16 protein-coding genes are annotated in these 18739 nt (G+C 66.1%); 5 read left to right on the top strand and 11 right to left on the bottom strand.

Features of this window, described 5'->3' with window-relative positions:
- Positions 1 to 33: 33 nt before the first annotated feature.
- From B3446_RS12000 to B3446_RS11970, 7 genes are all read right to left on the bottom strand, one after another.
- Positions 34 to 795 (bottom strand): ABC transporter ATP-binding protein, encoded by a 762-nt coding sequence (locus B3446_RS12000; protein WP_191576773.1) that lies wholly within the window; start codon positions 793 to 795, stop codon positions 34 to 36.
- A complete protein-coding gene (locus B3446_RS11995; protein ID WP_175122988.1) occupies positions 795 to 2630 on the bottom strand; it encodes an ABC transporter permease subunit in 1836 nt (611 codons plus the stop codon). Before B3446_RS11995 ends, B3446_RS12000 begins: the two co-directional genes overlap by 1 nt.
- 3 nt (positions 2631 to 2633) lie before the next feature.
- Positions 2634 to 3671 carry a branched-chain amino acid ABC transporter permease gene (locus B3446_RS11990; protein ID WP_191576775.1) on the bottom strand — a complete coding sequence of 346 codons (1038 nt, stop codon included), beginning with the start codon at positions 3669 to 3671 and terminating at the stop codon, positions 2634 to 2636.
- A 177-nt stretch (positions 3672 to 3848) separates the two neighbouring features.
- Positions 3849 to 5012, bottom strand: a complete 1164-nt coding sequence (locus B3446_RS11985) for an ABC transporter substrate-binding protein (protein WP_175122989.1) — start codon at positions 5010 to 5012, stop codon at positions 3849 to 3851.
- Positions 5013 to 5283: 271 nt separating this feature from the next.
- Complete coding sequence (locus tag B3446_RS11980; protein WP_291381239.1) at positions 5284 to 5841, bottom strand: biotin transporter BioY; 558 nt, start codon at positions 5839 to 5841, stop codon at positions 5284 to 5286.
- 37 nt (positions 5842 to 5878) lie between these two features.
- Positions 5879 to 6475 (bottom strand): energy-coupling factor transporter transmembrane component T family protein, encoded by a 597-nt coding sequence (locus tag B3446_RS11975; RefSeq protein ID WP_175122991.1) that lies wholly within the window; start codon positions 6473 to 6475, stop codon positions 5879 to 5881.
- Complete coding sequence (locus B3446_RS11970; protein WP_291381236.1) at positions 6472 to 7149, bottom strand: energy-coupling factor ABC transporter ATP-binding protein; 678 nt, start codon at positions 7147 to 7149, stop codon at positions 6472 to 6474. The genes B3446_RS11975 and B3446_RS11970 overlap by 4 nt, the downstream gene beginning before the upstream one ends.
- 52 nt (positions 7150 to 7201) lie before the next feature.
- Between B3446_RS11970 and msrB the strand changes: the two genes are divergently transcribed.
- The 4 genes from msrB to B3446_RS11950 are packed head-to-tail and all read left to right on the top strand — an operon-like array spanning position 7202 to position 9254.
- Complete coding sequence (gene msrB / locus B3446_RS11965; RefSeq protein WP_056568221.1) at positions 7202 to 7600, top strand: peptide-methionine (R)-S-oxide reductase MsrB; 399 nt, start codon at positions 7202 to 7204, stop codon at positions 7598 to 7600.
- Positions 7600 to 8184, top strand: coding sequence for a septation protein A (locus B3446_RS11960; RefSeq protein ID WP_175122993.1), 585 nt, complete (start codon positions 7600 to 7602; stop codon positions 8182 to 8184). Before msrB ends, B3446_RS11960 begins: the two co-directional genes overlap by 1 nt.
- A gap of 6 nt (positions 8185 to 8190) precedes the next feature.
- Positions 8191 to 8460, top strand: coding sequence for a BolA family protein (locus B3446_RS11955; protein WP_175122994.1), 270 nt, complete (start codon positions 8191 to 8193; stop codon positions 8458 to 8460).
- Between the two features lie 17 nt (positions 8461 to 8477).
- Positions 8478 to 9254 carry a peptidylprolyl isomerase gene (locus tag B3446_RS11950; protein ID WP_056568229.1) on the top strand — a complete coding sequence of 259 codons (777 nt, stop codon included), beginning with the start codon at positions 8478 to 8480 and terminating at the stop codon, positions 9252 to 9254.
- Positions 9255 to 9465: 211 nt separating this feature from the next.
- Here the strand turns inward: B3446_RS11950 and ligA are convergent, their stop codons facing one another.
- Genes ligA through smc form a run of 3 tightly spaced genes read right to left on the bottom strand, consistent with a single transcriptional unit; the run spans position 9466 to position 16218 of the window.
- Positions 9466 to 11565, bottom strand: a complete 2100-nt coding sequence (gene ligA / locus B3446_RS11945) for an NAD-dependent DNA ligase LigA (RefSeq protein WP_191576779.1) — start codon at positions 11563 to 11565, stop codon at positions 9466 to 9468.
- Positions 11565 to 12638, bottom strand: coding sequence for a cell division protein ZipA C-terminal FtsZ-binding domain-containing protein (locus B3446_RS11940; protein WP_191576780.1), 1074 nt, complete (start codon positions 12636 to 12638; stop codon positions 11565 to 11567). Before B3446_RS11940 ends, ligA begins: the two co-directional genes overlap by 1 nt.
- Positions 12639 to 12684: 46 nt before the next feature.
- Positions 12685 to 16218, bottom strand: coding sequence for a chromosome segregation protein SMC (gene smc, locus B3446_RS11935; protein WP_291381230.1), 3534 nt, complete (start codon positions 16216 to 16218; stop codon positions 12685 to 12687).
- A 264-nt stretch (positions 16219 to 16482) separates the two neighbouring features.
- Here smc and lplT point away from each other — a divergent pair, with 264 nt between their 5' ends.
- Complete coding sequence (lplT, locus tag B3446_RS11930) at positions 16483 to 17796, top strand: lysophospholipid transporter LplT (protein ID WP_191576782.1); 1314 nt, start codon at positions 16483 to 16485, stop codon at positions 17794 to 17796.
- Positions 17797 to 17878: 82 nt separating this feature from the next.
- Here lplT and B3446_RS11925 read toward each other — a convergent pair whose 3' ends face one another.
- Complete coding sequence (locus B3446_RS11925; RefSeq protein ID WP_409515384.1) at positions 17879 to 18682, bottom strand: uracil-DNA glycosylase; 804 nt, start codon at positions 18680 to 18682, stop codon at positions 17879 to 17881.
- Positions 18683 to 18739: the final 57 nt, after the last annotated feature.

The raw sequence follows: 18739 nt of genomic DNA, 5'->3' as shown, positions 1-18739 counted from the left end.
GCGGCGCCGGCGTTTTCCTTATCTCGCATGGCGTCAGGCCGCTTCCGCGCCCTTGCCCAACCCCAGATAGCTTTCGATCACCTTCGGATCGCCGGCCAATTCACGCGCCGGGCCGTGCAGGATGACCTCGCCGGTTTCCAGCACGTACCCATAATCGGCCACCTGCAGCGCCGCGCGGGCGTTCTGTTCGACCAGCAGGATCGCCACGCCGGTCTCGCGCAGGCGCGCGATGATGTGGAAGATCTCGCGTACGATGCGCGGCGCCAGGCCCAGGCTGGGTTCGTCCAGCATCAGCAGCGTGGGCTTGGCCATCAGCGCGCGGCCCACGGCCAGCATCTGGCGCTCACCGCCGGACAGCGTGCCGGCCTGCTGGGCGCGGCGTTCGCGCAGCCGCGGGAACAGATCAAACACTTCGTTCAGCGTGTCGCGCCAGCCGCTTTCGCGGGCCCGGTAACGCCGGAAGCCGCCCAGAAGCAGGTTGTCTTCCACGGACATGGTGCCGAACAGCTCGCGGCGCTCGGGCACCAGCGACATGCCGGCTGCCACGCGGCGTTCGACCATCCAGCCCGACACGTCCGACCCGGCGTAATGCACGGTGCCGGCGGCGTGGCCGGTCTGCGGCAGCGAACCCATGATGGCGTTGAGCATCGTGGACTTGCCGGCGCCGTTGGCGCCGATCACGGTGACGATGCTGCCGGCCGGCACGCTGAGTGTGGCGCCCGCCAGCGCGCCGACCTTGCCGTAGCGGGCCGACAGGTTGCTGACTTCAAGAACGGGGGAATTGGTTGCGCTCATCACACGCCCCCCGCCGACACGGGCTTGGCCTGGTCCGCTTCGGGCAGGTCGTCGTCGATGCCGCCCAGATAGGCTTCGAGCACCGCCGGGTTCTTTTGCACGTCGGCCGGCACGCCTTCGGCCAGCTTCGTGCCGAAATCCATCACCACGAGGTGGTTGGTCAGGCGCATCACAAAATCCATGTCGTGTTCAACGAGCAGAATGCTCATGCCTTCGGCGCGAAGCTGTTCCAGCACGCGCGCCAGGTCCTGCTTTTCCTTGTAGCGCAGGCCGGCGGCCGGCTCGTCCAGCAACAGCAGCACGGGATCGCACGCCAATGCGCGGGCGATTTCAAGAATGCGCTGCTGGCCAAGCGCCAGGTTGCCCGCCTGTTCGTACAGGTATTCGCCAAGGCCCACGCGCTTGAGCTGCTCGGCCGCTTCATGCAGAAGCTGCGCTTCGCGGGCGCGGTCCGAGTGCAGCGCGCCGGACAGCACGCCCACGTCCGAACGCAGGTGCGCGCCCAGCGCCACGTTTTCCAGCACCGTCATGCCCGGCAGCAGTTGCACGTGCTGGAACGTGCGGCCCACGCCCATCTTGGCAATCTCGCGCGCCGAACGGTTATCGATGCGCTGACCCATGAACGTGACCTGGCCGCGCGTCACCGGCAGCACGCCGCTGATCAGGTTGAAGGTCGTGCTCTTGCCGGCGCCGTTGGGGCCGATGAGGCCCATGATTTCGCCGGAGCTGACCTTGAAGGTGATGTCGTTCACGGCGACCAGGCCGCCGAATTCCTTGCGGATGGCATCCACTTCCAGCACGACCTGGCCAGGCTGCGGACGCTCGCGCGTCGGCAGGGCCGGGGCTGCGGCGGGCGGCGCCAGGTTGCGGCGCGAACCATTGGCGCCCGTGATGTTGCCCCACCAGCCCGCCAGGATCGGCCACAGGCCGTTGCGCGCGTATTGCAGCATCAGGATCAACAGCACGCCGAAGACGATCATCTCGAAGTTGGCGTTGGTGTCCAGCAGCTTGGGCAGCAGGTTCTGCAACTGATCCTTCAGCACCAGGATGACGCTGGAGCCCAGCAAGGCGCCCCACACGTAACCCGCGCCGCCGACCACCGCCATGAACAGGTATTCGATGCCGTAGTTCAGCCCGAACGGGCTGGGGCTGACGGCGCGCTGCATGTGCGCATACAGCCAGCCGGACACGCAGGCCAGCAGGGCCGCCCACACGAAGATCACGATCTTGTAGGCAGCGGTGTTGACGCCCATGGACTCGGCCATGCCCGCCCCGCTCTTGAGCGCGCGGATGGCGCGGCCGGGACGCGAGTTGAGCAGGTTGCGCGTGGCCCACAGTGCAAGCAGGACGCAGACCCAGATCAGGTAATAGATGTGGCGGCCGTTGGCCAGCGAGATACCGAAGATGCTGATGGGCTCGATGCCGGCGATGCCGTCATGCTTGCCCAGCCAGTCGATATTGCCGAACAGGTAATACAGCGACAGGCCCCAGGCGATGGTGCCCAGCGGCAGGTAGTGGCCCGACAGGCGCAGCGTGATCGCGCCCAGCAGATAGGCCACGACGGCGGTCAGGATCAGGCCCGCGGGCAGCGCCAGCCACGGCGACACGTCGTACTGCGTCGTCAGGTAGGCGGTGGTGTAGGCGCCCAGGCCGACGAACGCGGCCTGGCCAAAGGACGTCAGGCCACCGACGCCGGTCAGCAGCACCAGGCCCAACACGACCAGGCTGGCAAGACCGATGTAGTTCAGTTGCGTCACCCAGAACTCAGGCGTGGCCGACACCATCGGCAGGCCCGCCAGGACGACGAGAAAAACGGCAAGCAGAATGCGGTTCATGGCTTATTCCTCTTCGTCCGCGTGATGGGTGCTGAACGAACGCCAGACCAGAACCGGGATGATCAGGGTGAAGACGATCACTTCCTTGTATGCGCTGGCCCAGAACGACGAGAAGGATTCCAGTACGCCGACCAGCAGCGAACCTGCTGCGGCGATGGGATAGCTGGCCAGGCCGCCGATGATGGCGCCGACGAAGCCCTTCAGGCCGATCAAAAAGCCCGTGTCGTAATAGACCGTGGTGATGGGCGCGATAAGCATGCCGGACATGGCGCCGATGCCCACGGCCAGCGTGAACGTCAGCGAGCCCGACATGTTGGTGCTGATGCCCACCAGACGCGCGCCGCGGCGGTTGACGGCGGTGGCGCGCAGCGCGCGGCCATACAGCGTCTTGCCGAAGAAAACCCACAAGGCAATGATGAGCAGCGCGCACGTGGCGACCACGAACAGGCTCTGCGCGGACCACGTCATGAAGCCCAGATCAACCTGCCCGCTCACGAATGCCGGCGTGCGCCAGCCTTCGGCGCCAAAGAACACGAGCGCCAGGCCCATGAGCGCAAAGTGCACGGCGACTGACACGATCAGCAGCACCAGCACAGTGGCTTCGGCGAGCGGCTGGTAGACGATGCGATAGACCATCGGACCCATCGGAATCACCAGGAACAGCGTCAGCAGCATGTTCAGCCACAGCGAGTTCTCGGGACCGGTGTAGCTGCGGGTCAGCCAGAACAGCGCCAGCGGCAGCACGACGCAGGTGGCGATGGTCTTGGGCAGGGCCGCGGCGCTGCGCGTGCGCACGGCGCGCACCAGCTCAAGCGCCAGGCACACCAGGCCCAGCAACGGCAGCAGATAGGCGGTGCCCGGCACTTTGCCGTCCACCAGCATGGCCAGGGTCAGGGCGCCGAACGCCACAAACTCGCCCTGGGGAATGAAAATGACGCGCGTGACGGCGAAAACCAGCACCAGAGCCATGCCCAGTAGGGCATAGATGGCGCCGTTGACGACACCGTCTTGCAGCAGGATCAGCGCAATTGAGGAATCCATCTAACAACTACCTTGTGGTTTCTTGGTGTTCCGACCCCATCCGGAACACTGATACGACACACCGGCCGGAAAGGCCGGTGCGAAGTCCTGCCGGGCGCGGCACGGCGGGCGGTATGCCGCCCCCCGCGCATCGGGCGCCCGCGATGGGGCGGCCCGCGCTCGGGCGATCCAGGGGGATTACAGGTCGGGCTGATAGACCCACTTGCCGTTTTCCACCTTGACGATGACGCGCGAGCGCTCGTCAAAGCCGGCGTGGTCCGTGGGCGACATGTTGAACACGCCTTGCGACACGGCCAGGTCCTTCACGCCTTCCAGTGCATCGCGCATCGCGGCACGGAACTCAGGCGTGCCGGGCTTGGCGCCCGACTTCAGCGCCACGGGCAGCGCGGCGACGACCAGTTGGCCGGCATCCCACATGTGGCCGCCGAACGTGTTGGTCGAACCGGCGCCGTTGGCCTTCTCGTAGGTTTCCACGTAGGCCAGCGCCGACTTCTTGACCGGGTTGCTGTCGGGCAGTTGCGCAGCGACCAGCAGCGGGCCGGCCGGCAGGTACATGCCGTTGCAGTCCTTGCCGCAGACGCGCAGCACGTCGTTGTTGGCGGCGCCGTGGGTCTGATAGATGGTTCCGCCGTAGTTGCGGGCCTTCAGTTCCTTTTGCGGCAGCGCGGACGGGGTGCCGGCGCCGGCGATCAGGATGGCGTCGGGCTTGGCGCCGACCAGCTTGAGCACCTGGCCCGTCACGCTGGTGTCGGTGCGGCCGTATTTTTCAATGGCGACGATCTCGATGCCCTTGGCCTTGGCGGCCTTCTGCATCACGTCGAGCCAGCCGTCGCCGTAGGCGTCAGCAAAGCCGATGAAGCCCAGCGTCTTGACCTTGGACTTGGCCATCGCGTCGGCCAGGGCGCCAGCCATCAACGCGTCGTTTTGCGGGGTCTTGAAAACCCAGCGGCGCTTGTCGTCCACGGGTTCGACGATCTTGGCGCTGGCGGCCACACTGATCATCGGCACCTTGGCTTCGGCAGCCACGTCGACCATTGCCAGCGAGCCCGGCGTGATGGACGTGCCGATCAGGACGTCGACCTTGTCGTCGGAAGCCAGCTTGCGCGAGTTCTTGACGGCCTGCGTGGTGTCCGTGGCGTCGTCCAGCACGATCCATTCGATCTTCTGGCCGGCAACTTCCTTGGGCAGCAAGGCCACGGTGTTGCGCTCGGGGATGCCCAGCGAGGCGGCGGGGCCGGTGCTGGACACCGTCACGCCAACCTTGACCTGTGCGCTCGCCAGAAGCGGCAGAGTCAGGGCTACAGCGGCGGCGGCCGCGGACAAGCCGAAGTGCTTGCGCATGTTTTTGTCTCCTGTGGTTGGCTCTTATGTGCCTCGAACGAGGCGAAGCGAGCCTGTTTAAAGTTATACAGAAAAAAATATTATATGGTTAAAACAGTATCAGATGACGTAGCGCAACTACGGTAATTCCCTGATGTGCTACGGAAATCGTGATTTGGCGAACGCATTTGTTAATGGCGAACTTGTACTTGAAAGGGTCGCAGGCGTCATGTTGGGGGATTCCCTTGGGGCGATTGGGGTCTTTCGCCGTACGTTCCGCGGCCCGACATGATCAACGGCCAAGCATGGGCCACACCCGCTCGACGCGCGAAGCAACCCACGCCGCCACCGCGGCCTTGATAAGGTCACCCGGCAGGAACACCACGACCGCGCCCGCAGCCTTCGCCATGCCCATCTTCGTCACCGCCGACAGCCAGGGCACGCCGAAGGCATACACCACCGCAATGCCGCCTGCGACGCAGGCAGCCACATACCCTGCCAGCCCCACCCAGGTGGCGGTTCCACGCGCGGCCAGGCGGCGCGCCAGCCAGCCCGTCACGAATGCGCCGGCCACCATGCCGATGAGAAACCCGCCGGTCGGGCCAAAAAACGCTCCCAGCCCGCCGCGCCCGCTCGGCAGCACCGGCAGGCCGATCGCCGCGAGCGCCAGATACAGCAGGCACGCCAGCGCACCCCGCACGGGGCCGAGCATGGCGCCGGCCAGCATGACGCCGAGCGTCTGCAAGGTGATGGGCACGGGAATGCCGGGCATCGGAATGGGCGGCATCAGGCTCAGCACGACGATCAGCGCCGCGAACAGCGCCACCAGCACCGTATTATTCGATTTCATGATTTCCCCTTTTGAATGAGTACAGGGCGCGCGGCCTTCAGACGCTGCGCGCGTCGATCGCTTCAGAGACTTCCTGGGCCCGCTTCAACGTCAGCACGATCAGCGGCACGATCAGCGCGACCGGATTCGCCCCCAGCCCGCGCGCAGCCTGCGCCTCGCGGATTTCCTGGAAATTGCGCCAGATCTCGGGCACGAAGCGCAGCGTCAGCGCGAGGGCCAGCGCCACCTTTTCGGCATCGACGAGCCCGGTGCGTTCCAGCGGCCGCAATGTCCGCTCGCAGACGGCAATCAGGTCCGACGTGCGGGTCGCCAGCGTGACGGCCAGGGCCAGACCCACCATCGCCGCCACGCGCAGCACAACCGCCAGCGCCTCAAGCGGCCCCTGAAACCAGCCGGTAAAGAGCGCGACGGCCAGCAGCACCCAGAGCAGTCCGCGCACCTGACGCCAGACGGCCGCCGCCGCCACGCCCGTGGACCAGACCAACGCCACCGAGAAGCCAAAAGCGAACGCCAGCCAGAGCGGATCGCGCAGCACGAACAGGCCAGCGCCGGCCGCCATCAGCGCCAGCAGTTTCACCCACGCTGGCAGCCGATGCAGCGGCGTGTTGCCGGCAACGTACAGGGGCTCCATCATCCGCAGTGTTCCCGGTACCAGCGCAACGCCGCGGCGGGCGTGTCGTCGGCCGCGATCGTGCCGTCGCGCACGACCAGCACCCGGTCGAAGTCTTCGAGCAATTCCAGGTCGTGGCTGACGACGATGGCGTCGTGGGGCAGCCCATCGATGGCGGCGCGCACCCGGTTGCGGTTGCGCAGGTCGAGCTGAGTGGTGGGTTCGTCAAAGACGATGAGGGCCGGCTCCATGACCAGCACGGCGGCCAGCGCCACAAGCTGACGCTCGCCGCCGGACAGCGTGTGGCTGCTGCGGTCGGCCAGGTGGCCCACGCCCAGGCGGGCCAGTTGGCTGTCGATGCGCGCCTCGCGCTGCTGACGGTCGGGCGCCAGGCGCTTCAGGCCAAAGGCCAGGTCTTCGCGCACGATGGGAAAGACGATCTGGTTTTCGGGGTTCTGGAAGACAAAGCCGACGCGCGCGCGCACGGCTTTCAGATCCTGGCGCGTATCCAGCCCGTCCACGCGCACGCTGCCGGAAGACGGCATGACCAGGCCGTTGACCAGGCGCGCCAGCGTGCTCTTGCCGGCGCCATTGGGGCCCACGATGCCGATGCGCCGTTCGGCCAGGGTGACGCTCACCCCGCGCAACACTTCCGCCTGGGGCGTCGACACTACCGCCTGGTCAAACTCGATTAACATGGGGCGGGATTATGCCCGAACCATTTCGGGCATCGCGACTCCAAGAGCTCATATGGAAAAAGTACGCAAAACCGACGCCGAATGGCGCGCCCAGCTTTCCCCCGAAGAATACGTGGTCACCCGTCAAAAAGGTACCGAACGCGCATTCACCGGGCGCTACTGGGATACGTTCACCCCTGGCATCTACCGTTGCGTCGGCTGTGGCACGGCGCTGTTCGCATCCGACACCAAATTCGACGCCGGCTGCGGCTGGCCCAGCTACTTCCAGGCGCTGGACCCCGAACTCGTCCGCGAAGAACGCGACACCACGCACGGCATGGTGCGCACCGAAGTGCTGTGCAACGTCTGCGACGCGCACCTGGGCCACGTCTTTCCCGACGGCCCCGAGCCTACCGGCCTGCGCTACTGCATCAATTCCCTGTCGATGACGTTTGAGCCCCTAGAAGACTGATGAAGAAGTTCCTGTTCGACCTCTTTCCGCTGCTCCTGTTCTTCATCGCCTACAGGTACACGGACATCTTCACGGCCACGGGCGTCGCCATGGCGGCTGCCGTCGCGCAGATCGTCTGGCTCAAGGCCACCGGCCGCCCCACCGAAGCCATGCACTGGATCAACCTGACGGTCATCCTGGTATTCGGCGGCGCGACCATCTGGCTGCACAGCGACGTCTTCATCAAATGGAAGCCCACGGTGCTGTACTGGATGTTCGGCGGCGCGCTGGTCTTTGCCCGCCTGTTGTTCAAGCGCAACCTGATCCGCCGCCTGATGGAAAAGCAGATCCAGCTGCCGGATGCCGCGTGGGACAAGCTCAACCTGATCTGGGCCGCCTTCTTCCTGATCGCCGGCGCGCTCAATCTGTATGTCGCGTTCTCGGGCCACTTCACCGAGTCGCAGTGGGTCAGTTTCAAGGCCTTTGGCCTGATGGGACTGATGATCGTCTTCGTCATTGGCCAGTCGCTGTGGCTGGGCAAACACATCCAGACCGAAGAAAACACGCCGGCCAATCCGGGCGCCACGCCGCCCGGCAAGCCCTGAACTTTCATGTCAGAAAACACCGACCGCATCGCCCTGATCCGGGAACGCCTTGCCGCCCTGGAACCCGTCAGTCTGGACATCCTGGACGACTCCCATTTGCATGCCGGCCACGAAGGCAGTAAAAACGGCGCCGGCCACTATCGCGTAATCATCGTAGCGCCTTGCTTTGCGGGGCTCTCCGCCGTTGCGCGACACCGGCTGGTGTATCATCATTTGCAAGATTTGATCCCCTATCCGATTCATGCGCTTGCGCTTGACGCCCAGGCTCCCAAATAGAAAGTCAAAGGATATTCATGAAACGCATCGTCATGCTGGCTGCGGCCTGCGTCATCGCCGTGCCTGCTTTTGCGCAAAACGTGGCTACCGTCAACGGTAAGGCCATCCCGCAAAAGAGTCTGGATCAATTCGTCAAGCTCCTGGTCGGCCAGGGCGCCACCGATTCGCCGCAACTGCGCGAACAGGTCAAGCAGGAAATGATCAACCGTCAGATCTTCGTGCAGGCCGCCGAGTCCAGCGGCATCGCCAAGCAGGCTGACGTCCAGACCGAAATCGAACTGGCCCGCCAAGGCATCCTGGTTCGTGCGCTGATGGCCGACTACTTGGCCAAGCACCCGGTCACGGACGCCCAGGTCACCGCCGAATACGAAAAGATCAAGAAGGAACAGGCCGGCAAGATGGAGTACAAGGTCCGCCACATCCTCGTCGAAGACGAGAAAAAGGCAAACGACCTGCTGGCCCAACTGAAGAGCAACAAGGGCAAGTTCGACGACCTGGCCAAGAAGAACTCCAAGGACCCCGGCAGCGCCGAAAAGGGTGGCGATCTGGGTTGGGCTCCCCCGACCAACTACGTGCAACCGTTCGCGCAAGCCGTGACGCAACTGAAGAAGGGCCAACTGGTCGACAAGCCGGTCCAGACCCAATTCGGCTGGCACATCATCATGGTCGACGACACCCGTCCGGTCGAATTCCCGCCGATGGATCAGGTCCGTCCGCAACTGGAAGAAATGCTGCGCCAGCAAACCCTGGCCGACTACCAGAAGCAACTGCGCGAAAAGGCCAAGATCCAATAAGGCCCGCATCGCTCAGAAAACTGCCCGCCAATCGCGGGCAGTTTTTTTTGAGCGCTCGGCAACGCGCTCAGATGCCAGCCCCCCCCTTGAGACGGCGCCGCAGGCTGAAGACGATCTTCCCCGATAGTCCGACTTCGGCCCGAAGCCAGCAACAAAAAGGGCTGCGCGCCGATGGCGTGCAGCCCTTCGTCCAACCGCGGCGGCGTCCTGGCTAGGAAACGCCCAACAGCGCCTTCAGCCCGTCTTCATCCAGCACCGGCACACCCAGCTCCTGGGCCTTGGTCAGCTTGCTGCCCGAATCCTCGCCTGCCACCAGATAGGCGGTCTTCTTGGACACCGAGCCGCTGACCTTGCCGCCGGCCGCCTGGATGTGCATCGAGGCCTCTTCGCGCGTCCAGTTTGGCAACGTGCCCGTCAGCACGAAGGTCTTGCCGGCCAGCGTGTCGGCTTGCGGAGCGGCTTCGGCCACCGGGTTCACGCCCTGCGCCTTGAGCTGCCCGATCACGTCGCGGTTGTGCTGTTCGGCAAAGAAATGGCGGATCGATGCGGCCACGACAGGTCCCACGTCGGGCACCGACGACAAAGCGTCTTCATCCGCATCCATGATGGCGTCGATGCTGCCGAAATGCCGCGCGACGTCGCGCGCCGTGGTCTCGCCCACGTGCCGGATGCCTAGCGCGAACAGCAGGCGGGACAGATTCGGCGAGCGCGCCTTTTCAATGGCGGCCACCAGATTGTCGGCGGACTTCTGGCCCATGCGGTCCAGGCCCACGAGTTCAAGCGGACGCAGGCTGTACAGGTCGGCCAGCGTCTTGACGCGGCCGCTGTCCACCAACTGGTCCACGAGCTTTTCGCCCAGGCCTTCGATATCCAGCGCCTTGCGGCTGGCAGCGTGCCACAGCGTCTGCTTGCGCTGGGCGCCGCAGAAAAGGCCCCCGGTGCAGCGCGCGATGGTTTCGCCTTCCAGGCGTTCGATGGCCGATCCGCAGACCGGGCATTCTGTCGGCATGACGAATTCGCGCGCGTCCTCGGGCCGCTTTTCCGGGACCGGGCCAAGCACCTCGGGAATCACGTCGCCCGCACGCCGCACGATGACCGTGTCGCCGATGCGCACGTCCTTGCGGCGGATCTCGTCTTCGTTGTGCAGCGTGGCGTTGGTGACGGTGACGCCGCCCACGAACACGGGCTTGAGCCGCGCAACCGGGGTGATGGCGCCCGTGCGGCCCACCTGCACTTCGATGTCCACCAGCGTCGTGGTGGCCTCTTCGGCGGCAAACTTGTGCGCCAATGCAAAGCGCGGCGCGCGCGCCACGAAGCCCAGCACCTTCTGCGCCGGCAGCGAGTCCACCTTGTAGACCACGCCGTCGATGTCGTAGGGCAGGTCCGCGCGCAAGGCGCCGACCTTGGCGTAGAAGTCCATCAGGCCGTTGGCGCCGCTTGCCCGGTGGTTGTGCACCACATTGACCGGCAGCCCTAGCGAGGCCAGCCATTCCAGCATGGCGCCGTGGGATTTTTCGGGCAATTGAGAGGCCTGATCCGCGCCAGCCGAGGCTTCGTCGAACAGCCCGCTTTGCGAGCCGGGCAGGCCCTGGACTTCGCCCCAACCGTAGGCAAAGAAACGCAGCGGCCGCTTGGCGGTAATGCGCGGATCAAGCTGGCGCAGGCTGCCCGCCGCGGCGTTGCGGGGATTCACGAAAATCTTTTCGTCGCGCTTGGCCTGCGCCGCATTCAGTTTTTCGAAGTCGGCGCGATTCATCAGCACCTCGCCGCGCACTTCCAGCACCTTCGGGGCCGCGCCCTTCAGCTGCAGCGGAATCGCCTTGATCGTGCGGATGTTTGAGGTGACGTCCTCGCCCGTCTGGCCGTCGCCCCGCGTGGCGGCCTGCACCAGGCGGCCGTCCTCGTAGCGCAGGCTGATCGCCAGGCCGTCGAGTTTGAGTTCACAGAAGTAGTCCGGCTGCTGCGCCGGACCCAGCAGGCCGGCCCCGCGCAGCGTGTCGGTAACACGGCGGTCGAAGGCGGCGACTTCCTCTTCGGAAAACGCGTTGTTCAGCGACAGCATCGGCACCACGTGGCGCACGCTGCCAAACGCTGACACCGGCGCCGCGCCCACGCGTTGCGTGGGGGATTCCGGTGTCACCAGTTCCGGGTGCTCGGCCTCCAGGGCCTGCAAATCCCGCATCAGCCCGTCGTACTCGGCATCCGAGACCGAGGGCTCGTCGTAGACGTAATAGCGAACGTTGTGCTGCTCGATCTCGGCGCGCAGCCGCGCGGCGGCTTGCGCCGGATTTTCGCCGGACCCGCGGGCCATCAGGCAAACACGCGCTGGGCGCGCTCGCTGCCGGCGGGCAGGCCCGCTTGTTCAAGCTGGCCGAACAGGACCTGCAGGCGCTCGTCGATGACGGTCTCGGAGCCGTCGGCCAGGGGCTTGCCCTGATCGTCGACAAGTTCAGCGCGCAGGCGCGAGGCCAGGTCGCGGCCCACGTCGACCATGCGGCCAAACGCGCGGGTGTCGGCCGGGCTGCAAGGCACGTCCAGCAGCAGGTACAAGCGCTCGATGCCGCCCATGCCCGCGTCGAAAGCAGCCCCGTCCGCACGGGCCAGCGTGAAGCGCGCCACGCCGTTTTCGTTGGGCCAGGCCAGTCGGTTGCCGTCGGCGACAAATCCGACGTCGCGCGCCACGGCCATGACTTCGGCCGCCGGCTGGGCCGAGCCCAGCAGCAGGGTCAGGCCGACCTGGGTGTCCAGTGCCGCGCAGGTGTCGTCCAGGCGGGCGCCCTGCTCCAGCACGGCCTGCTGGTCGGGACCTTCAATGGTGGCGTCGAAGCGTTCGGCCATGTCCTGGGCGCGGGCCCAGGCCTGCGACCATTCGATGGCGGTCAGCGGGCCGCTGCGGTTGGCAAGCAGCACGGCAAGCTGCATGGACGCATAGGACTCGCCGGCATGGACGCGCGCGCGGTGACGGCGCTGGTCGGTTTCGGCGAACACACGCATGGGCTTGCGGCCCACGTTGCGCAGGCTTTGCATGTAAGGCAACAGATCCGCGCCGCGCACGGGCTCCGCGAAGTTGACTTCGATGACGACTTCGCAGGCGGGATCGGGTTCTTCGGCGTCGTCGGCATCGCTGCCGGGATCCACCGGCGCGGGCTGGCCGGGCTGGACGCGCGCAGGTTCGCCGCCCATGCCGGGTTCGCGCCGGGAAGCACCGGCCGGGGCGGCGCTTGCGCCCCCCACACCCGCGCCCAGCAGCGGATCCTGTTCGGAGGTGGGGAAATGGCTTTGCATCTTGCGACGGACGCGACGGTCCTGCCACCAGTTGAATCCCAAAACCAGCAGTATCAGCAAGACGCCCAGGGCAATCAGCCCGATCTGCAAATCACTCATGTGTAAATCCCGCGCCTGGAAGGCGGCGCCTTTCTAAATATTGGGTTTATGCCGCTTCGGAGGCCATCATCTGGACGGCCGAATCTATGTCTACCGCAACGATACGCGAAACCCCTTGCTCTTGCATGGTTACGCCGATCAATTGCTTTGCCATCTGCATCGCGATCTTGTTGTGCGAGATGAAGAGGAACTGCGTCTGCTCGCTCATGTTGGCGACCAGGTTCGCGTAACGTTCGGTGTTGGCGTCGTCCAGCGGCGCGTCCACCTCGTCCAGCAGGCAGAACGGCGCAGGGTTCAGCTTGAACAGCGCGAACACCAGCGCAGTCGCGGTCAGCGCCTTTTCGCCGCCCGACAGCAGATGGATCGTGCTGTTGCGCTTGCCCGGCGGCTGGGCCATCACCTGCACGCCGGCATCGAGGATTTCCTCGCCCGTCATGCTGAGCTTGGCTTCGCCCCCACCAAAAAGCTTGGGGAAGAGCTCGCCGAAGTGACCGTTGACGATGTTGAACGTCTCTTGGAGCAGTTCGCGCGTCTCGCGGTCGATCTTGCGGATGGCGTCTTCGAGCGTCTCGATGGCGGTCATCAGGTCGGCGTGCTGGGAATCGAGGAAGCCCTTGCGTTCGCGCGAGGTGTTCAGTTCGTCGAGCGCCGCCAGGTTGACCGAACCCAGCGCTTCGATCTGGCGCGAGATGCGGCCGACTTCCTGTTGCAGCCAGCTTGCGCGGCGCCATTCGTCGGGCTGGTTGGCCAGGAACTGGGCGAGTTCCTCGCGGTCGACTTCGCGTGCATTGAGCTGTTCGGTGAACTGCTCTTCGGCCAGGCGCGCGGCCTGCTCCTGCAGTTGCAGTTCCATGATGCGCGCGCGGCGCGGCTCCAGGGTCTGCTCCTGTTGCTGGCGGTCTTCGTCGGCGCCGCGCAGCAGCGCGGCCAGATTTTCGAGTTCCTGGCGGGCGCGCGACAGCGCTTCCTCGCGTTCGGCGCGCGCTTCCAGGGCGTCTTGCAGGCCGGCCTGCGACGCGGATGCGTCCAGCTCGGTCAGGTCGCCCATCAGTTGTTCAAGTTCCACCGCGCCGCGCTGGCTCTGGTCGGCGGCCAGTTGCTGGTTGCGTTGCAGGTCGGTGATGCGCACCTGGATGCCGCGTTCAGCGAATTCCGCTTCCTGGGCGGCGCGTTCGAGTTCGCGCAGGCGGGTGCGGGCCGCCTCGGCTTGCGCCGCCAGCGTCTCGCCATCCATTTCAGCGTCGGCAAACTTGGATTGATGCTCGGCCAGCTCTTCGTCCAACGCCTCGAAGCGGGCCTCGGCCTCTTCGCGGGTGGCTCGCAGGTCTTCCTCGTGCGCCTTGATTTCTTCCAGGTCCTGGCGCAGACGCGAGGCGCGCTCGCCGGACTGCTCCGCCTGCTGCTGCAGCCGCGAGTGTTCCAGCTGGATGTCGTGCACGCGGCGCGTGACTTCGGCCACGCGGGTGCGTGCCGGAGAGATGGCCTGTGACACCTGCTGCCACGCCGCTTCCGCGCGGGCGACCGCGGCGCGCGCCTGGTCGGCGATCAGTTGCTGGGCCTTGATTTCGCGCTGCAGGTTTTCGATTTCCTGCTGGCGGGCCAGCAGGCCGGCCTGTTCGGAATCGGGCGCGTAGAAACGCACGCTGTGCGCGTCGATCAGGTGACCTGCCTTGACCACGCAGGCGGCGCCAGCCGGCAGGGTCGCGCGCAAGGCCAGGGCCTGGGTCAGGTCATTAGCCGTATAGACGCCGGCCAGCCATTCGTTGAGCAGCGTGCGCAGATCGGGATCGGTGATGCGCAGCAGGCTGGCCAGCGGCGTGAACCCGGCAGGCGCCGTCGGCGCGGGCGCCGCGACGGGCAATTGGTAGAACGCCAGCCGCGCGGGCGGTGCGTCGTCGGCAAAGGCGCGCGCCCAATCCAGGTTGCGCACTTCCATCGACGCCATGCGTTCGCGCAGCGCCGATTCCAGGGCGGTTTCCCAGCCCGGCTCGACGTGCAGCTTTTGCCACAGGCGCGACAGCCCGGCCAGTTCGTGCTTGGCCAGCCACGGTTCCAGCGCGCCCTGCTTCTGCACGTCGTCCTGCAGCTTCACCAGTGCGGACAAGCGGGCTTCCAGGCGGGCCAGGTTCTGGGCTTCGGTCTGGGCGGCGCCCTGGGCGCGGCTGCGCTCGGCGTCGGCTTCGGGCACACGGCCTTCCAGGGTGGCCAGTTCTTCCTGGGCGGCTTCGAGCTGGTCTTCGCCCGCGGCGCGGTCGCCGGCCAACTGTTCGAGGCGCTCGGGATCGGGGCTGTGCAGTTCGCGCAGTTCCTGCTGGAGGCGCTCGCGGCGCTGGTCCAGGGTCTGCATCTGGCGGTCGGCGTCGCGCTGCGTCTGCGCGACCAGCGCCAGGTTCTGCTCGACGCGGGCGAGCGCCGCGCGCATCTCGTCACGGCCGGCGGCGGCTTCGCGCACGTCCTGTTCGACCGAGGGCAGGCCGGCCTGCGCGTCTTCCGCAGTGGCGCGCGCCTCTTCAGTGCGGGCGGCGGCGGCGGCCAGGTCGTCTTCGGCCTGGGCGATCTGTTCGGTGCAGTGCTCGCGCTGGCTGGTCCATTCCGCGATCTGCTGCTGGAGCTGGTCGCGGCGCGCCTGAAGCCGGTTGCGGGAATCGACCACGTGCCGGATCTCGGCTTCCAGGCGGCTGACCTGGGCATTGGCCTCGTACAGGGCGCCCTGGGCGGTGTGGACGGCATCGCTGGCGGCGTAATGGGCCTGGCGCCGGGATTCCAGCGCGGCCTCGCCGGCGCGCAGTCCGGCAATGGCGGCTTCCAGTTCGTTCTGGGCCTGCGCCATCTCCTGCGTCTTCTTGGCGCGCTCTTCGCGCGCCCCGGTTTCCTTCAGGAACCACAGCGAATGCTGCTTCTTTTCGCCGTCAGCCTGAAGCTCGCGGTAGCGCGTGGCCACTTCGGCCTGGGCTTCCAGCTTTTCAAGCTGGCTGTTCAGTTCGCGCAGGATGTCTTCAACGCGGGTCAGGTTCTCGCGCGTGTCGGACAGGCGGTTTTCGGTCTCGCGGCGGCGTTCCTTGTAGCGCGACACGCCAGCCGCCTCTTCCAGGAAGACGCGCAGTTCTTCGGGGCGGGCTTCGATCAGGCGGTTGATCATGCCCTGCCCGATGATGGCGTAGCCACGAGCGCCCAGGCCGGTGCCCAGGAAGATGTCGTGGATGTCGCGGCGGCGGACCTGCTGGTTGTTGACGAAATAGCTGCTGGTGCCATCCCGGGTCAGGACCCGGCGCACCGCGATTTCGGCGTAGGTGCTCCACTGGCCGGCGGCCCGCCCCTCGCTGTTGTCGAACACCATTTCGACCGAGGCCCGGGCGGCCGGCTTGCGGTTGCCCGATCCGTTGAAAATGACGTCCTGCATGGACTCGCCACGCAGTTCAGACGCCTTGGCCTCGCCCAGCACCCAGCGCACGGCGTCGATGATGTTCGACTTGCCGCAGCCATTGGGCCCCACCACGCCGACCAGCTGGCTGGGCACGGGGATGACGGTGGGATCGACGAAGGACTTGAAGCCGGCGAGTTTGAGCTGAGTAAGGCGCACAGTACGATGACGACGGGGTGGGTTGAACGAAAGGCGTTAACGGACCTGCCGCACAGATTGCAAACCGGCCCAAGAAGGGCCGGCTCTCATATGGGTCGTATGATACCGCAGGCGGTCTTTACCCAGACGTTGGGGCCGGACAACCCGCGGGCAAACGCGCAATGGCTGGCCGCAACGCTCCGGCTATACTCCCTGACACTTTTTGGCACGACACATAATTTTCACGCGGACTGGCCAGGCTCTGGCCGAAGAACGGGGACATTCTTGAAACGTGGTTTCTATCTGGTCATGGCGGCGCAGGCCTTCTCGTCATTGGCGGACAACGCGTTGTTCATCGCAGCGATCGCCTTGATTCAGGAGTTGCACGGCCCTGACTGGCTGGCGCCCATGATGAAGTGGTCGTTTGCCTTGGCCTATGTCGTGCTGGCCGCATTCGTCGGCGCCATCGCGGACTCCTACCCCAAGGGCCGCGTGATGTTCTCCACCAATGCCCTGAAGGTCGCGGGCTGTCTGCTGATGTTCTCGTACGCCAGCATTGGCGTCGCCCCTGAATACCAGACGTGGCTGGTCTGCGCCGCCTACGGCGTGGTGGGCATCGGCGCCGCCGCCTACTCCCCGGCCAAGTACGGCATCGTGACGGAAATGCTGCCGCCGACCATGCTGGTCAAGGGCAACAGCTGGATCGAGGGCCTGACGGTCTTCTCCATCATCCTGGGCACGGTCCTGGGCGGCCTCCTGATCTCCTCGTCGGTGTCCACCGCCCTGCTCAGCCATTCCTTCATCGGCAGCCTGGTTCACACGCCGGCCGAAGCGGCCATCCTGGTCATCGCCTTCGTGTACCTGCTGGCCGCGCTGTGCAACCTGATGATTCCCCGCACGCACGTGCGCTATCCGCCGCAGCAGAAGAACCCCGTTCGCCTTGTCCGCACGTTCTGGGGCTACGTCTGCGTGCTGTGGAAGGACAAGCTGGGCCAGATTTCCCTCGCTGTCACCACGCTCTTCTGGGGCGCCGGCGCCACGCTGCAGCTCATCGTCATCGAATGGGGCCGCAGCCATCTGGGCTACCAGCTCGACAAGGCGTCGATGCTGATGGGCGTGGCCGCGCTGGGCACGGTGGTCGGGTCGATCCTGGCCGGGCGCATTCCGCTGCGCCGCGCGCTCGCCGTGCTGCCGGTCGGCGCCATGATGGGTCTCGTCGTGCTGCTGATGCCGCTGGTCTACCAGCCCTGGAGCGTCTATCTGCTCTTGCTGCTGACGGGCGGCCTGGCCGGTTTCTTCGTGGTGCCCATGAATGCCCTGCTCCAGCATCGCGGCCACGTGCTGCTGTCGGCCGGCCATTCGATCGCCGTGCAGAACTTCAACGAACAGCTCAACATCCTGCTCATGGTGGCCATGTACACGCTGCTGCTGTGGCTGGAACTGCCGATCAACGTGATCATCGTCATCTTCGGCACCGTGGTGGCCGTGCTGATGGTGGTGTTCATGCGCTGGAGCAAGCGCAACATGCAGGCCAACCCCGACCTGCATGACCAGATCGGCCAGGAAGGCCACGGCCGCGCGTTGGACTCGACGCACTAGGCCAATCGCGCCAAGTGCTTGATGCAGCAACAGAAAACCGGGCAATTGCCCGGTTTTTCTATTTGCCCGCTGCCGCTGCCCGCTACAGCTCGCGGGCGGCCAGCTTCAGGTCCTGCCAGGCGCGCGCCTTTTCGGACGGGCTTCGCAGCAGGTAGGCGGGGTGGTAGCTGACGATGACCGGAATCTGAGCCCCTTCATCCGTCTTCAGATGATGGACGCGGCCGCGCAGGTTGCCGATGGTGGCGTCCGTGCCCAGCAGGGTCTGCGCCGCAAACCGGCCCAGCACCAGGATGCGCTCGGGTTTCAGCAACGCGATCTGCCGCATCAGGTACGGGCTGCAGGCCGCGATTTCCTCGGGCTTGGGATTGCGGTTGCCCGGCGGACGGCACTTGATGACGTTGGTGATGAAAACGTCGCGCTCGCGGCTCATGCCCACCGCCGCCAGCATCGCGTCCAGCAACTGGCCGGACCGGCCCACGAAAGGCTGGCCTTGGCGGTCTTCCTGTTCGCCCGGCGCTTCGCCCACGACAAGCCAGCGGGTGGGCTGGGCGCCCTGCCCGACCACCGCGTGACGGCGTCCCTTGCACAGGCCGCATGCGGCGCACGCCACGACCTGCGCCGCCAACTGCTCCAGATTGGCATCCTTGACGGCCTCGGCAACCGGAATGGGCGGCGGCGCCTCTTCCTGGACCTCGACCTTCGGCGCGGGGCGCGGCGGGGGACCGGTGCGGTTCAGGATCGAAGCCGGAATAGCCGATGCGCGGCCAGATGCCGGCTCTGCCGGGGCGGTGCGCGCCACTGCGGGCGGGGCGTCGGAAGCGGTGTCTACCGCGGGAGCAACCGTCGGGGCCTCGCGCCGCGCTTCGACGGGAGACGGCGCCACGATGGGGGCATGCGGCGCGGCGCTCGGGCCGCCAATGGACACGGCGGCCGGCGTCTGGCC

This window comes from Achromobacter sp. UBA5777, assembly GCF_002418565.1.
GTDB lineage: Bacteria > Pseudomonadota > Gammaproteobacteria > Burkholderiales > Burkholderiaceae_B > Achromobacter > Achromobacter animicus.
Note: the sequence above shows the minus strand (reverse complement) of the source record. Positions and strands in the feature narration are given on the sequence as shown.

Bases quoted from the DNA above. Each gene is read 5' to 3' on its own strand.
- B3446_RS11975 (WP_175122991.1), bottom strand. From the start codon at position 6,475: ATGATGGAGCCCCTGTACGTTGCCGGCAACACGCCGCTGCATCGGCTG.
- B3446_RS11980 (WP_291381239.1), bottom strand. From the start codon at position 5,841: ATGAAATCGAATAATACGGTGCTGGTGGCGCTGTTCGCGGCGCTGATC.
- B3446_RS11960 (WP_175122993.1), top strand. From the start codon at position 7,600: ATGAAGAAGTTCCTGTTCGACCTCTTTCCGCTGCTCCTGTTCTTCATC.
- B3446_RS11955 (WP_175122994.1), top strand. From the start codon at position 8,191: ATGTCAGAAAACACCGACCGCATCGCCCTGATCCGGGAACGCCTTGCC.
- B3446_RS11985 (WP_175122989.1), bottom strand. From the start codon at position 5,012: ATGCGCAAGCACTTCGGCTTGTCCGCGGCCGCCGCCGCTGTAGCCCTG.
- B3446_RS11950 (WP_056568229.1), top strand. From the start codon at position 8,478: ATGAAACGCATCGTCATGCTGGCTGCGGCCTGCGTCATCGCCGTGCCT.
- B3446_RS11995 (WP_175122988.1), bottom strand. From the start codon at position 2,630: ATGAACCGCATTCTGCTTGCCGTTTTTCTCGTCGTCCTGGCGGGCCTG.
- B3446_RS11990 (WP_191576775.1), bottom strand. From the start codon at position 3,671: ATGGATTCCTCAATTGCGCTGATCCTGCTGCAAGACGGTGTCGTCAAC.
- B3446_RS12000 (WP_191576773.1), bottom strand. From the start codon at position 795: ATGAGCGCAACCAATTCCCCCGTTCTTGAAGTCAGCAACCTGTCGGCC.
- B3446_RS11940 (WP_191576780.1), bottom strand. From the start codon at position 12,638: ATGAGTGATTTGCAGATCGGGCTGATTGCCCTGGGCGTCTTGCTGATA.
- ligA (WP_191576779.1), bottom strand. From the start codon at position 11,565: ATGGCCCGCGGGTCCGGCGAAAATCCGGCGCAAGCCGCCGCGCGGCTG.
- B3446_RS11970 (WP_291381236.1), bottom strand. From the start codon at position 7,149: ATGTTAATCGAGTTTGACCAGGCGGTAGTGTCGACGCCCCAGGCGGAA.
- msrB (WP_056568221.1), top strand. From the start codon at position 7,202: ATGGAAAAAGTACGCAAAACCGACGCCGAATGGCGCGCCCAGCTTTCC.